At 60.5% G+C, this 13,549-nt stretch carries 14 protein-coding genes; 7 read left to right on the top strand and 7 right to left on the bottom strand.

All coding sequences use genetic code 11. From position 1 onward, the window contains the following. Positions 1 to 669: a thiamine phosphate synthase gene (gene thiE / locus ACESMW_RS08535; protein WP_372986615.1), complete on the top strand. Its 669-nt coding sequence runs from the start codon at positions 1 to 3 to the stop codon at positions 667 to 669. Positions 670 to 682: 13 nt separating this feature from the next. Beyond that, entirely contained in the window at positions 683 to 1,963 is a 1,281-nt protein-coding gene (gene hemL, locus ACESMW_RS08530; protein ID WP_372986614.1) for a glutamate-1-semialdehyde 2,1-aminomutase, read from the top strand. Positions 1,964 to 1,997: 34 nt separating this feature from the next. Here the strand turns inward: hemL and ACESMW_RS08525 are convergent, their stop codons facing one another. The 4 genes from ACESMW_RS08525 to ACESMW_RS08510 all read right to left on the bottom strand — a co-directional run bounded on the left by ACESMW_RS08525 (position 1,998) and on the right by ACESMW_RS08510 (position 5,110). After that, on the bottom strand, positions 1,998 to 3,338 hold the full coding sequence (locus ACESMW_RS08525) for a tetratricopeptide repeat protein (protein ID WP_372986613.1): 1,341 nt from the start codon (positions 3,336 to 3,338) through the stop codon (positions 1,998 to 2,000). A 140-nt stretch (positions 3,339 to 3,478) separates the two neighbouring features. Beyond that, positions 3,479 to 3,844, bottom strand: coding sequence for a hypothetical protein (locus tag ACESMW_RS08520; protein WP_372986612.1), 366 nt, complete (start codon positions 3,842 to 3,844; stop codon positions 3,479 to 3,481). Continuing rightward, a complete protein-coding gene (locus tag ACESMW_RS08515) occupies positions 3,841 to 4,512 on the bottom strand; it encodes an anti-sigma factor family protein (RefSeq protein ID WP_372986611.1) in 672 nt (223 codons plus the stop codon). Before ACESMW_RS08515 ends, ACESMW_RS08520 begins: the two co-directional genes overlap by 4 nt. A gap of 10 nt (positions 4,513 to 4,522) precedes the next feature. Next, the gene (locus ACESMW_RS08510) at positions 4,523 to 5,110 is read right to left on the bottom strand and encodes an RNA polymerase sigma factor (RefSeq protein WP_372986610.1); all 588 of its coding nucleotides are present in this window, start codon (positions 5,108 to 5,110) and stop codon (positions 4,523 to 4,525) included. Positions 5,111 to 5,304: 194 nt separating this feature from the next. Between ACESMW_RS08510 and ACESMW_RS08505 the strand changes: the two genes are divergently transcribed. Beyond that, positions 5,305 to 6,207, top strand: coding sequence for a DUF4382 domain-containing protein (locus ACESMW_RS08505; RefSeq protein WP_372986609.1), 903 nt, complete (start codon positions 5,305 to 5,307; stop codon positions 6,205 to 6,207). Between the two features lie 55 nt (positions 6,208 to 6,262). On the opposite strand, the gene ACESMW_RS08500 is transcribed toward ACESMW_RS08505, so the two are convergent. Both ACESMW_RS08500 and mrcB read right to left on the bottom strand, forming a co-directional pair. Next, entirely contained in the window at positions 6,263 to 6,841 is a 579-nt protein-coding gene (locus ACESMW_RS08500) for a tetratricopeptide repeat protein (RefSeq protein ID WP_372986608.1), read from the bottom strand. After that, the gene (mrcB, locus tag ACESMW_RS08495; protein ID WP_372986607.1) at positions 6,838 to 9,156 is read right to left on the bottom strand and encodes a penicillin-binding protein 1B; all 2,319 of its coding nucleotides are present in this window, start codon (positions 9,154 to 9,156) and stop codon (positions 6,838 to 6,840) included. The genes ACESMW_RS08500 and mrcB overlap by 4 nt, the downstream gene beginning before the upstream one ends. A 121-nt stretch (positions 9,157 to 9,277) precedes the next feature. Between mrcB and ACESMW_RS08490 the strand changes: the two genes are divergently transcribed. Beyond that, positions 9,278 to 10,855 carry an AAA family ATPase gene (locus ACESMW_RS08490; protein ID WP_372986606.1) on the top strand — a complete coding sequence of 526 codons (1,578 nt, stop codon included), beginning with the start codon at positions 9,278 to 9,280 and terminating at the stop codon, positions 10,853 to 10,855. 19 nt (positions 10,856 to 10,874) lie between these two features. Beyond that, entirely contained in the window at positions 10,875 to 11,246 is a 372-nt protein-coding gene (locus ACESMW_RS08485) for a Rieske (2Fe-2S) protein (protein WP_372986605.1), read from the top strand. On the opposite strand, the gene sfsA is transcribed toward ACESMW_RS08485, so the two are convergent. Further along, positions 11,230 to 11,961, bottom strand: a complete 732-nt coding sequence (sfsA, locus tag ACESMW_RS08480; protein WP_372986604.1) for a DNA/RNA nuclease SfsA — start codon at positions 11,959 to 11,961, stop codon at positions 11,230 to 11,232. The two genes, ACESMW_RS08485 and sfsA, sit on opposite strands and share 17 nt — an antisense overlap. Before the next feature lie 176 nt (positions 11,962 to 12,137). Here sfsA and dksA point away from each other — a divergent pair, with 176 nt between their 5' ends. Then, positions 12,138 to 12,578, top strand: a complete 441-nt coding sequence (dksA, locus tag ACESMW_RS08475) for an RNA polymerase-binding protein DksA (RefSeq protein WP_091997293.1) — start codon at positions 12,138 to 12,140, stop codon at positions 12,576 to 12,578. Between the two features lie 56 nt (positions 12,579 to 12,634). Continuing rightward, a complete protein-coding gene (gene gluQRS / locus ACESMW_RS08470) occupies positions 12,635 to 13,507 on the top strand; it encodes a tRNA glutamyl-Q(34) synthetase GluQRS (protein WP_372986603.1) in 873 nt (290 codons plus the stop codon). The last annotated feature ends 42 nt before the right edge of the window (positions 13,508 to 13,549 follow it).

The following is a 13,549-nucleotide window of genomic DNA, read 5'->3' as shown; positions in this document are numbered from 1 at the left end:
GTGGGAACGCTAGAAAAAGGCCTTCGTCCCGGCCTGTATGCCATAACCGACAGCAAACTCACCCCGCCTGATCGCCTGCGGGCATCCGTGGAAGCCGCACTGCGCGGCGGCGCCGTACTGGTACAATACCGGGAGAAAACCGCCCCCTGGCCAGAGCGGTGGCGCCAGACCCGGGACCTTCAGGCCATTTGCATTAATGCCGGTGTGCCCTTGATCATCAACGATGATCCACAGCTGGCAAAGCGCATCGGAGCCGCGGGTGTACATCTCGGCCAGAGCGACGGATCGCTGGTGCTGGCCCGCCAACTGCTGGGTGACGATGCGATTATCGGGGTCACCTGTCATGACAGACTGGAGCTGGCCCGCCATGCGCTTGCGGAGGGAGCCGATTACCTGGCCTTCGGACGCTTCTACTCGTCCGGTACCAAGCCGGAGGCACCCGGAGCAGATCCGGCTGTCCTGACCGAGGCAAAACATCTCGGCAAACCGGTGACGGCCATCGGCGGGGTAACGGCGGAAAACGGTGCTTCCCTTATCCGGGCCGGAGCCGACCTGCTGGCCGCGGTCGGGGGCGTATTCGGCGGCACACCGGAACAGATTGAACAGAGGGCGAGAGCCTTCGGGCGGCTGTTCGCTGCCCATCATCCACTTTTCTCATTATCGGATTAACAGGAGCCGAACCATGACACACTCCGAAACCTTGTTCGAAGAGGCGCAAAAATACATTCCCGGTGGCGTGAATTCACCGGTACGGGCCTTTCGTGGCGTGGGCGGCACCCCGATTTTCTTCAAGCACGCCGAAGGCGCTTACCTGTTTGACGAAGACGATCGCCGCTACATTGACTACATCGGTTCCTGGGGCCCGATGATCCTCGGCCACTCCGACCCGCGCATCAAGCAGGCCCTGCATACCCAGGTCGACCTTGGCGTTGGCTATGGTGCCCCCACCGCCATCGAGACCGAAATGGCCAAGAAGGTGTGCGAACTGGTGCCCTCCATTGACCTGGTGCGCATGGTGAACTCCGGCACCGAAGCCACCATGACCACCATTCGACTGGCGCGAGGCTACACCGGCCGCGACAAGATCGTGAAATTCGAGGGCTGCTATCACGGCCACGTGGACTCACTGCTGGTCAAGGCCGGCTCCGGCGCCCTGACCCTGGGAGTACCCAACTCCCCCGGCATTCCCGCCAGCCTGGCGGAACATACCCTGACCCTGACCTATAACGACATCGACGAAGTCCGGGACACGTTCGAGAAAATGGGTGACCAGATCGCAGCCATCATCGTGGAGCCGGTCGCCGGTAACATGAACTGCATCCCGCCGGTCCCGGGCTTCCTGGAAACATTGCGTGAAGTCTGCGATCAGCATGGATCTGTCCTGATCTTTGACGAGGTCATGACCGGTTTCCGGGTGTCCCTGGGTGGGGCTCAGGGCTACTACGGCGTCACCCCGGACCTGACTGCCCTGGGCAAGGTGATCGGCGGCGGCCTGCCCGTGGGCGCCTTCGGTGGCAAGCGGAAAATCATGGAGCACATCTCGCCCCTGGGTCCGGTTTACCAGGCCGGTACCCTGAGCGGCAATCCACTGGCCATGGCAGCGGGCCTGACCACGCTCAACGCCATTTCCGAGCCCGGCTTCCATGACCGGCTCACCGAAAAGACCATTGAGGTGCGCAATGGCCTGAAACAGGTGGCTGACGAAGCCGGCATTCCGATGACGGTGCAGAGCGCCGGGGCCATGTTCGGTTTCTTCTTTACCGAAGAACCCTCGATCACCCGTTTCGACCAGGTGATGGCTTGCGACGTGGAGCGTTTCAAGAAGTTCTTCCAGGGCATGCTGAAGGAAGGGGTTTACCTGGCACCCTCCGCCTTTGAGGCAGGGTTCACCAGTGCGGCGTTGTCCGACGAGGACATCGAGCACACGATTGCCGCGGCCCGCAAAGTGATGGCGACGCTGTAATTGCAGAGCTCCGGGTCCGGCCGAAAGGCCGGGCTCAGAGTACGCCTTCCAGCGTCACCATGAATGTGTGGCGCTGGTAACTGTAACTGTCTATCGCGCTACTGTTGTCTCGGAACAGCCACTCGCCCCGCAGGAGCCAGCTCCGGCTCAGGCCATACTCCGCAAAAGTTCCGGTTTCCCAGCGCCGGTCTGTGCGGCGTTCAACCACCACCGCTTCGCCCTCCAGCAAACGGTGGGAATCCTGATAACGGCTGTACCTGAATCCGCCCATGGCGCCCAGCACCATATCTGCCTGAACGCTGTAACGGGCGACCGCTTCAATGGCGTGATGTTGCGGTGAGACACTGACAAACTGGCTGCCGGAAGCCAGATCGCTCCGGTCATTCAACTCCCAGAGGTACTTGCCTTCCAGCTTCCACGCCCCGATCCTGCGCGCCGCCCTGGCCCGCAGTCGATACCACTGACCATCATAGGCCTCGAACGAGCTGCCCCCGTCGACCCGGGCAGCTGCCAGGGACATATCGCAGCCATCGACCGGAAGCGCAACCGGGCACTGGGTCCAGGCCATGAGACCCTCCACGCCATAACGCGTTTCGAACGCGTCCGCACCGAACCAGGACTGGCTCAGTACCGCCCCCAATTGCCGGCTCAGACCCGAACCCTGTTCTGACCAGGCAAGTTTGCCCTGAAGGAATCGGGTGTTGTAGTCATCGTCGTCCGGATAGTCCCGGCCAAAAAAGGCAGCTTCCAGATCCCAGCCGGTGTTCTTGTCGCCGCGGACACGGACGCTGCCGGCAACCACCGCATCCAGGAACAGGCCGCCCTCCCGGGTGGTGGCGGTCTCTGGGAGACCGGCGATGTTACTGTCGTAACCACCGGATGCAGCCAGATAAAGGCGACGGGGGCGCTGACCGGACACCGGCACCTGAACGCCGGTTTCCACCAGCCTGGCCCGGGCGAGGTCCTGCAGTTTGTCAGGGCCGTCGCTCTCAATGACCGACAGGAAGTAATCCCGGGCGACCGGTTCGTCGTTCCGCGCCAGGGCAATCAGGCCAAGGTTATAGCGTGCCAGGGTTTCATGGGGAGAAGACAAGAGACGAGCGAACGACTCTTCTGCGGCATCCAGCTGACCCAGTCGGTAATACACCACACCGAGGTTGTAATGGAGCGTCATGGAATCCAGACCGGCCGCGCGGGCCGCTTCCAGCCGTTGTCGCGCGGCCTTCAGGTCGCCTTGCTGGAAAAGATCGACACCTTTTCGGAAGTCCGCCTGCGCCGGCGATTCCCCGGAGGGATCCTGCGCCAGTGATGGCACGGAGGCAAACAGGAGCGAGCAACTCAGAAGCAGCTTACGGGTGAGGCAGGCAGCCAGCAAACAACACCTTCCGTTTTGTTCCGGACCAGGGGGATGAGTCGGCGGGCTGACAGCGAGCCAGCGTTACCGAACGATAACGCGACAAGTATAACAGGGAGAGGGCAAAATGGCTGCCCGCCGGGGCGTGGCGGGCAGTAGAATCAATTGCGGGGTTTGGCTGCCTCGGGCAGGTTGTCTCGAACTTCCTGGACCTGTTCAGGCAACTCAGACCTGTCAGGCTTTTCCCGGGAAGATTCGCGGGCCTTTTCCGCCATTTCCTGACCGAATTCCCGGCCTTGTTCACGGGCATCCCGGGCCATGTCCACCCCCGGTGCATCCCGGTTCTCTCTGGCCCGATCCGGCCGTTCAACGGACACGGGTTCGGGCAATTCGATCTCACGGACGACGGATTCGGTCAGAGCCCGTTCATCAAGAACCATGCGCATGGTGACATCAAGGTCCTCACGCGCTTGGGTCTCGGAAGCGAACAACGCAACCAGCACTATTACCGGAACATAACATCTCATGATGCCGGCACCTCCTGATCTTCAATCGCACCGGGAATCTCGACCCGGAAACTCTTTTGCTGCTCTCCTGTATTCAGGTGAGCGACCAACTCTCCCCTGCCCGGAAACAGGACTTTCAAGGGCAAGGAAACCACATTCTCACCGGCATCGAGGCTGATCTGCCAGCTCAGTTCCTGGCGCCCCGGCCATGGAGACAACTCTACGTTCGAAGGCAGTTCAAGCGTCAGGGTGACATTGTCCAATGCCTGGCCAGAACGAAATGCCAGCCGTACCATCTGCTCAACGGGCTCGAAAACCACAGGCTCCAATGCCTGCTGGCCTGCCAGCTGTTGTGGTTCGGGAGAGGTTCCCTTGTTCACAATCACACCCAGCGACACACCCAACGCCAGCGCCGCCGCGATAGCTCCACCAAGTACTCGATGGCTCCAGCGCACCTGCCGGACAGGGTCCGTTGTTGCCGCCGAAAGCACCCGGGACTCAAACCCCCGGGATGGCTCGGGAATGCGCTGGCGAACCTTCAATTTCTCACCCAACAGCCGTTCCGCCTCCAGTGCCCGGCTGCAGGCTGTGCATACCGACAGATGCTCAGCCACCTTCTCCCGGTGCTGGGCTGGCAACTCATTGTTCAGGTAAGCAACAAGGCTTACGCGGATTTCCCGACAGGACATAGTTATCACCTCAGTTTTCCACACGCCCGGCGCCTGCTGTTGGTTCCAGCTGTTGCTGTAATTTTTTTCTCAGTGCAGCGCGGACCCGATGCAAGCGGGATTTCACTGTCCCCAGGGGGATATCCAGAATTTCCGCAATCTCATCCTGGCGCCAGCCATCCACATCGTGAAGAAGCAACAATGTACGCTGGTCGGGCTCGAGCGTAGCAATGACCCTGTCCAGCTCCGGGCCCAGCCGATCCAGCTCCAACAGGGCCATCGGCCCGGTATCTTCGGCCTCCAGGCTGTCGAGCCAGTCCGCCTGGCTATCCGCCTCCACCAGTTCACTCATGGGCCGGTCGCCCTGCCGGCTCTTCCGCCGCAGCTGGTCGATGAAATGCCGGTACAGCACCCGATTCAACCAGGGGCGCAACTGGTCCACCGTCTCCAGTTCCTCCAGACGGGGATACAGTTTGACCACAACATCCTGGACCAGATCCTCGGCATCCTGCTGCTGACCCGCAAGCCGGAAGGCAAAACGGTACATGGGCTCAAGATGGGGCTGGATCAGGATCTCGAAACGCCGTTTTTTACCCGACTTGAAGGAAAGAATCGACAAAACCGTTACTACCCGTGTGGTTCGCTGTTGAAGCGGCAAGTCTATACCAGACTGGCACGCGGTTGCAGTTACGGGCGGGGCCCGGAAACCGCCGTATTACCGGTTAGTGAGGAAAGGTTAACAAAATTTCCGGAACCCTCCCGGAATTTGTGTCGTGGATTGAGGGAGATTCAGCCAAAAACCACGGAGGTTGTATGAAGCGTTCAATCCAGATTTTCGCCGTATCTGCGCTGGCAGCGGGTATTGCCGCTTGCGGTGGTAGTAGTGATGGTGGCTCGTCTACCGGTAGTGTTAGCGTCGGGCTCACGGACGCACCGATTGATAATGCCGATGCCGTAAACATCGAAGTTGAGGCACTGGTCCTGCAATCACCAGACGGTGACCGACTCCGGTATGAATTCGACTTCCCACAGCCACTCAACCTTCTCGAACTGCAGGGCGGCGCCGTTGAAGCTCTGATTCAGGATGAAGAAGTTCCGGCTGGCGAATACAGCTGGATGCGCCTGGAAGTTGGCACCAACAACACTATTGAAATTGATGGTGCTGTCTACGACCTCACCACCCCCTCAGCACGCGGTGTACAGACAAGCGGCTTCGTGGTTCCTGCCGGTGGAGAAGTGGCGCTGACCATCGACTTTGATGTCCGAAAATCCATCGTAAATCCACAGAATGATACAATCTACAAGCTCAAGCCTGTGGTGAGACTCGTCGACAACTCTACCGTAGGGACGATTAGCGGAACTGTAACGGCGGAACTCATTAACGAACAATGCACTGACGTTACCACCATGGAGGAGTCCTTCCTCGGAAACATCTATGTGCACGAGGAGTTTAATCAGGCTCCGGATGATATTGGCAGCGCGAACGAACCGCTGGTTGTTGTCCCCGTAACCTACAATGGCAGCGAAAGCACATACACAGCAGCATTCATTCCGACGGGGGAATATACCGTCAGTTATTCTTGCGGCGATGACTTCGTTGAGACAGCTGATGGACAACCCGCCGATGACGACCTGACATTTGTAGGAAGGCAGAATGTAGAAGTGACTGAGGGTGAGACTGCAACTGCGGACTTTGATACTCAAGTAGCTCAGTAAAGAGCTCCGCCCAATGGGGGAAAGGGCGCGACAGTGATTCGCGCCCTTTCTATTTCTAAAGCGCCGCAGCCCTAGCTTCCGCCTGATCCGCCCCGGCCACATTCCCCCTGGCCCGGCGAATATCCGCCAGCAACAACCACCCTGCCCTCTGCAGACGGGCATTGTCACCTGCCAGCGACAGCCCCTTCAGAGTGAATTGTTCGGCGCTGCCCAGGTTACCGGCTGCCACGTAGGCCTCGGAAAGCTTGAAATAGACCTCCGCCGAACGGGGTGCGATGCGCTGCGCCCGCTCCAGGCGGGAAATGGCTCCGGAGGTGTTGCCCTGGGCCAGCAGGTTATCAGCCTCACTGACCAGGCTCTGGGCCGCCGGGGAAAGACTCTCTCCCGAGTCCTGATAGCTGGGCGCGGTGTCGCGGCGCTCCTCAACAACCGTGGGCTCCTCCTCCGGCTGCTCGCTCTTGCGCCATACCGGCTCCTCTTCCGGCTCGCTGGTGGAGGTCCGTGGTGGCTCCGGGGCCCTGGAGGTCTCACCACCACCGATCGGCACATAAATGGAACCGGGACCACTGGCACAGCCTGCCACAGCAAGAAAGGCGCCCAGGGCACCGGCACGGGTCAGCACAGATATCTTCATCGGAACAATCCTTCAAACCAGCCTTGAATTCGACGCTGCAGGGTACCAGAACAGGAAACCTCCTGATCCGGCTCACTGCCGGTTATGAATGGTACGAAGCGGGCATTGTCGCAGTATTCATCGGTCAATGCCTGCCTCTCGGCGTTGACCCAATGATAGGTCACACCGTCCGGTACCACTGGCGAGAAACCATGCTGGGGCACGCCAGCCATGAACCGCGACCACACCGGCAACGCACCGGAGGCACCCGACAGCGAGGTCGGGCCATTATCATCACGACCTACCCAGGCAACCGCCAGCAGATCACCGCTGAAACCGGCAAACCAGGAATCCCGGCCATCGTCGGTGGTGCCGGTTTTGCCTGCTACGGTCAACTGCTCGGGGATGGTGTAATAGGCCGAGCGACCGGTTCCCTCCTGCATGACTTCCTGCATTGCGTACTGCACCAGGTGCACGGCGGCCGGGTCAGCAACCTGGTCCACCTCCAGCGGATAGCGATTCAGCGGCTCTCCCTGGGAATCCGTCACCTCTCGGATGGTGCGCAAAGGCGTATTGAAGCCGGACGTGGCCAGCCCCTGATACATCTGGGCGACGGTGACCGGCGTCATGGACACCGAGCCGAGCAGCATGGACGGATAGCGGGAGATGGACGATGTCACGCCGAACGCCTGCAGGGTCTCGGCGACCACATCGACACCGATATCCAGCCCGACCCGAACCGCCGGCAGGTTATAGGAATGAGACAAGGCCTCATGCAGGGGCACCTCACCCCGCTCCTTTTTGTCGTAGTTCTTCGGCTCCCAGCGCCTGCCATCATCGAATTCCAGCGCAAATGATTTGTCATTGACCGGTGCAATCAGGGTGTAGCGATCCGGTTGCGCCAGCGCGGAAAGATAGATAAACGGCTTGATCAGGGAACCGATGGGTCGCTCAGCGTCCAATGCCCGGTTGAAGCCGGCAAACCCGGGGTCCTTGCCGCCGACCAGAGCCAACACCTCGCCACTGTCCTTGGCGGTAACCACCAGGGCCGCCTCCAGGGCTTCCCGGACTTCACCGCTGGCAAGCCGGGGCATAGTATCTTCCACTGCGTACTCGGCCGCATACTGGATAGCCGGATTGAGGGTCGTGAAAATCCTGAGGCCTTCGCTGCGCAGATCTTCCTCCCGATAATCCCGGGCCAGGTGCCGACGCACCAGATCAATGTAGGCCGGATAACGGTTCTCGGAGTAGGAAGGTTGTTTACTGACGCCCAGAGGCAACCCCCGGGCCCGGGCCGCCTGGCTCGGATCAATCAGCCCCGCCTCTTCCATCTCGGAGATCACCAGGTTCCGGCGCTCGGTGGCCCGTTCCGGATTCCGGCGGGGGTTGTAGTAGCTCGGTCCCTTGACCATTCCCACCAGCAGGGCGATCTGGTGAACTTCGAGGTTATTCAGGGATTCACCGAAATAGAACTGACTGGCCAGACCGAAGCCGTTGATGCTGCGGGTACCCGCCTGGCCCAGGTAGACCTCGTTCAGATAGGTTTCAAGGATGTCGTCTTTCTCATAGTGCCATTCCAGCAGCACCGACATCAGCGCTTCGTTACCCTTGCGCAACAGGGTCTGCTCCCGGGTCAGGAAGAAGTTCTTCACCAACTGCTGGGTCAGGGTACTGCCCCCCTGGACAATCTCCCCAGCCCGGAGATTCACGAGCATGGCCCGGGCGATGGACAGGGGCGCAACGCCGAAATGGTCATAGAAATGCTGATCTTCCACCGCCATGAGGGTCGCCGGCAGCAAGTCCGGCACTTTGTCCAGCTCGACAAGGATGCGGTCTTCCTTGTGGGTCGGGTAGATGCCACCGATCTGCGCCGGCTCCAGGCGCACGATCGGTGCAGGGTCACCACTCAGGACCCGGAGGTTTTCGACCCGGTCACCATAGATGCCAAAGGCAATCCGACGTCGTGCCTCCTCGCCATCCGGGAACCGGAAGCCCCGGGTACTGATCACGAAACGATTGCCATTGCGGCTGTAGCTGCCGGCCTTGGTACCGTCCCCCCTTCGGAAACCGGATAGTTCCAGTTCTCTCTGGAGGGCCGTCGTGCTGACGCTGGCTCCGTCATAAAGTTCCAGGGGCCGTGCGTATACCCGGGAGGGAATCTCGAACCGGCGGCCCTCGAAACGGGAGGTCACCACGGCATCCAGATACACCATCCAGCCGGCCAGCAACACCAGGGCGATCAGGGAAATTCGGAAAAACAGACGCCAGAACCAGGGCTGGCGGCTGGATTTCGGGGATTTGCGGGGGGATTTACGGGGAGTCTTTGATTTTGCCATGGCGCGATTATAGCGAAGGGATACCCCGGTGAGGCAGGCCCGCTGTGTGTTATTTCTGTAATCTGCCCGTTATGATAGGGCTTCAAAAATCAACGAGTTCAGGGAATGCGAGGAGAACACCGTGAGCGAGACGTCCGGCAATACGCTGATTCAGGCACTGCAGAATTCGGCGCTGTATGACCACCCTGTCCGGGAATTTCAGGTGATCGAAACGCACATTTCCCAAGTAATCCTCACCGGCGACTACGCCTACAAGATCAAGAAGCCCATGGACTTCGGCTTCCTCGATTTCTCCACTCTGGAGCGGCGCAAACACTTCTGCGAGGAAGAACTCCGGCTCAACCGTCGGCTGGCCAGCAAGCTTTATCTGGAAGTACTTCCTATCACCGGCAATCCGGAAAAACCGGTTATCGGTGGTGAGGGAGAACCCTTCGAGTATGTCATCCGGATGCGCCAGTTCGACCAGGACAAGCTCTTTGATCGCTTGCAGGAGCGCGGTCAGCTGACACCGGAACTGCTCACCAGCGTGGCCCGGCAGGCGGCCGAATTCCACGAACAGCTGCCGCCCGTAGCGGAGGACAAGCCCCTGGGCACTCCGGAAGCGGTTTACGCCGCCATGCAGGAGAACTTTGACCAGATCCGCCCGCTGATCGACGACAAGACGCTGCTGGCACAGCTGGACAACCTCGAAGCCTGGACCCTGACCACCTTTGAACGACACCGGGAGCTGATCGCCCGGCGCCACGACAACGGCTTTGTCCGTGAATGCCATGGTGATCTTCATCTTGCCAACATCACGGTGTATGAAGGCGAAGTCACCGTGTTCGACTGCATCGAGTTCAACGAGCCTTTCCGCTGGATCGACGTCATCAACGACCTGGCCTTCCTGCTGATGGACCTGGAATCCCGCCATGAACGGGCCCTGGCCAACCGCGTACTGAACACATATCTGGAGTACCGGGGCGACTTCGAGGCACTGCCACTGCTGCCCCTGTACAAGGCCTATCGCGCCATGGTCCGGGCCAAGATTGCCCTGTTCACCATGGGCAATCCGGACATGGGTGAGGACGAAAAGGCTGAACTGATGCAGCGCTACCGGGGCTATGCACAGCTGGCCGAGGATTACAGCATCATTCCGAACCCTTACCTGTTGGCCACCACCGGCCTGTCCGCCAGCGGCAAGAGCTGTGTCAGCGCCGCCATGGCCGGGGAACTGGGATTGATCCGGCTGCGCTCTGACGTCGAGCGCAAACGCCTGCATGGTCTCGGGCCACTGGAGGACAGCAAGTCCGACACCGGTGAGGGCCTCTACACACCGGAGGCCACAACCCGGACCTACCAGCGCATTGCGGACCTGTCAGCTGAGCTCCTGGCCGCAGGCATTCCGGTAGTCGTTGATGCCGCCTGCCTGAAGCAGAGTGAGCGGGACCTGTTTGCCGCTGTAGCCGAAGACCGGGCCGCGCCCTTCGCCCTGTTGCATTGCGAAGCGCCCGAGGACCTGCGCCGGCAGTGGATCCGGAGCCGTTCCGGGGATGCCTCCGAGGCCACCGAGGAACTGCTGGATGCCCAGCAAAGCTGGTTCGAGCCGCTCACCGCGATGGAGAAGGCCCACACCATCCATCTGCACACCGACCAGGAGCATGTGGCCGAGGCGGTGGCGGACCGTATCCGCCAGCATTTCGGGCTGCAGGGCCACTGAGAAGGCAGTAAGATATTCCATGTCTGAAGGCACCAATCCCTGGCAACCGGTCTGCTCCACCGCAGACCTGCAGCCGGGACAGTTCATCGAGTTCCGGTTGACCGTCAAGGCCCGGGAACCGGAGGGAATGCCCCTGACCGGCTTCCTGTTTCTCGATGACGGCGAACCGAGGGCCTATCTGAACCAGTGCCCGCACCTTGGCATCGAGCTTAACTGGATGCCGGGTCGGTTCATGGATTCGGACAACCTCTTCCTCCAGTGTTCTACCCACGGCGCCCTGTTCAAGACCGGCACAGGCGAATGCATCGCCGGTCCGTGCCAGGGCGATGCCCTGACCGCACTGGAGCTGATGGAAAAGGACGGCCAATGGCAGATCAGGCTCCCAGATTGACCGGAACGGCCTCGGTCAGCACCAGACTGCCCGAAAAATCACCTTCAGCATTTACCAGCGCGGCCCGATAGGCGAGAACCTCAACTCCGGCGGCAACCGCCTCCCGAAGTAGCCGGCCATAGGTCGGATCAATGTGGTCCGCGGGCCGCACTTCGTCGATGCCGGTGTGATTGACCACGAAGAACAGGACTCCTCGCTCGCCCTGCGCCACCTGCCCCATCAGCTCCCGCAAATGCTTTTGGCCACGGGTGGTGACGGCATCGGGGAAGTACCCGGCCCCGTCCTCATCCAGGGTCACGTTCTTCACTTCCACCCAGGCATCGGGCCGGCTGTCATGGCCGGACAGTAGCAGATCGATACGGCTTTTCTCCCCACCGTACTTCACTTCCGACCGACATTCAGCATACCCGGCCAGCTCCAATACCACGCCGGCTTCAATCGCATGCCTCGCCTGGGCATTGGGTCTGGCGGTATTTACGCAGGCCAGCACTCCGGGCCGGGTCTCCACCAACTCCCAGGTATACTTCAGCTTGCGCTTGGGATTGTTGCTCTCGCTGAGCCAGACCCTGGCGTTTTCCGGCTGGCAGCCGCGCATGGAACCGGTATTGGGGCAGTGGGCCGTCACTTCAGTGCCGTCGGGCAACCGTATGTCCGCAAGGAAGCGCTTGTAGCGGCGAATAAGCCGGCCTTCGACCAAAGGTTCAGAAAACTTCATGTCATCTCCGCAAAAGTCAGTGTCACAAGGCTGGCACCCCCGTGACTAATCTGCTATTTTCCGCAAATTCCCGTTTCAGGACGAATGCTTCATCCAGGGTACAATCGCACAGCCTCCGGGCTGGCATGATGGGAAGCAAAGCGTTCTTGTGAAGTACAAACAAGAGGCCGGGTTCAATGGCAAATACTGCAGAACAGTCACGCGAACGTTTTACCAACTTCACCCCCTATGAAATGAAGAAGGGTGAAGAGTACATGAGTGCCGAGATGTTGCAGCACTTCAAGGATCTGCTCCTGCAATGGAAACAGGAGCTGATGGAAGAAGTGGACCGCACCATGCACCACATGCAGGAAGACGCAGCAAATTACGCGGATCCGAGTGATCGCGCAACCCAGGAGGAAGAGTTCAGCCTGGAACTGCGTACCCGTGATCGTGAGCGCAAGCTGATCAAGAAGATCGACCAGACCATCGACCGGATCGACAAGGACGACTACGGCTTCTGCGATCAGTGTGGTGTCGAGATCGGTATCCGCCGCCTTGAGGCTCGCCCGACTGCCACCCTGTGCATCGACTGCAAGACGCTTGCCGAGATCCGTGAGCGCCAGACAGGCATCTGATCCCGAAACCAGCTGTCTGCCGGAAACCGGAAGGCGACCGGCAGACTGACTTTCCCATGGCCAATCCACGCTACCGGGGCCGTTTCGCACCCTCCCCAACGGGCCCACTGCATTTCGGCTCCCTCGTTACCGCTGTCGCCAGCTATGTCGAAGCCCGGGTCCACCGCGGCCAGTGGCTGATTCGCATTGAAGACCTGGATCCGCTCCGGGAACCTCCGGAGGCCACCGGCCAGATTCTCCGAAGCCTGGAAGCCCACGGCCTGTTTCCGGACGAGCCGGTCCGGTTCCAGTCCCGACGCCATGACGCCTACCAGGACGCCATCAACCGGTTGCTGACCACCGGGCATGCCTATCGCTGCCCCTGCTCCCGCAAGGAACTCCTGGCCAATGGCGGCCGGCACCCGCATCACTGCCGGGAAGCCAGGCTCCAGCCGGGCGACCGTCCTTTTGCGGTCCGGTTTACCCTGCACGATGAGCAATGCCATTGGCAGGATGAGCTGCTTGGCCCGCAACATCAGGTAGTTCAGGCAGAGCTTGACGACCCGGTCCTCCTGCGCAAGGAGGGCTTCTACGCCTACCAACTGGCCGTGGTGGTGGATGATATCGATCAGGGGATTACCGACGTGGTCCGGGGCTCGGACCTGCTCGACATGACTGCCCAGCAACAACAGATCTATCGGGCCCTGGGTGCCGAGCCACCCGGATGGCTGCACATACCGGTGATCCTAAACGAACAGGGGCAAAAGCTCAGCAAGCAGACCCACGCGCCCGCCCTTGACGATGACCGGGCCTCCGAGAACCTGTTCCGCGCACTGGACGCCCTCGGCCAGGAACCACCGGCGTCACTGCAGGCATCAAGCCCGGATGAGATCCTGGTCTGGGCCTGCCAGCACTGGCGCCGGCAGGCAATGGACCTGACAGCCCGCTAACTGGCATGGTATAAAGCCCTTCTTACACTTCAGTGCGGACCT

Source organism: Marinobacter sp. (assembly GCF_041690455.1).
In the GTDB taxonomy this organism is placed as follows: Bacteria; Pseudomonadota; Gammaproteobacteria; order Pseudomonadales; family Oleiphilaceae; genus Marinobacter.
Note: the sequence above shows the minus strand (reverse complement) of the source record. Positions and strands in the feature narration are given on the sequence as shown.

Excerpts from the sequence above, each read along its gene's own strand:
- dksA (WP_091997293.1), top strand. The coding sequence starts at position 12,138 with ATGGCAAATACTGCAGAACAGTCACGCGAACGTTTTACCAACTTCACC.
- hemL (WP_372986614.1), top strand. The coding sequence starts at position 683 with ATGACACACTCCGAAACCTTGTTCGAAGAGGCGCAAAAATACATTCCC.
- mrcB (WP_372986607.1), bottom strand. The coding sequence starts at position 9,156 with ATGGCAAAATCAAAGACTCCCCGTAAATCCCCCCGCAAATCCCCGAAA.
- ACESMW_RS08515 (WP_372986611.1), bottom strand. The coding sequence starts at position 4,512 with ATGTCCTGTCGGGAAATCCGCGTAAGCCTTGTTGCTTACCTGAACAAT.
- ACESMW_RS08500 (WP_372986608.1), bottom strand. The coding sequence starts at position 6,841 with ATGAAGATATCTGTGCTGACCCGTGCCGGTGCCCTGGGCGCCTTTCTT.
- ACESMW_RS08485 (WP_372986605.1), top strand. The coding sequence starts at position 10,875 with ATGTCTGAAGGCACCAATCCCTGGCAACCGGTCTGCTCCACCGCAGAC.
- sfsA (WP_372986604.1), bottom strand. The coding sequence starts at position 11,961 with ATGAAGTTTTCTGAACCTTTGGTCGAAGGCCGGCTTATTCGCCGCTAC.
- ACESMW_RS08505 (WP_372986609.1), top strand. The coding sequence starts at position 5,305 with ATGAAGCGTTCAATCCAGATTTTCGCCGTATCTGCGCTGGCAGCGGGT.
- ACESMW_RS08520 (WP_372986612.1), bottom strand. The coding sequence starts at position 3,844 with ATGAGATGTTATGTTCCGGTAATAGTGCTGGTTGCGTTGTTCGCTTCC.
- gluQRS (WP_372986603.1), top strand. The coding sequence starts at position 12,635 with ATGGCCAATCCACGCTACCGGGGCCGTTTCGCACCCTCCCCAACGGGC.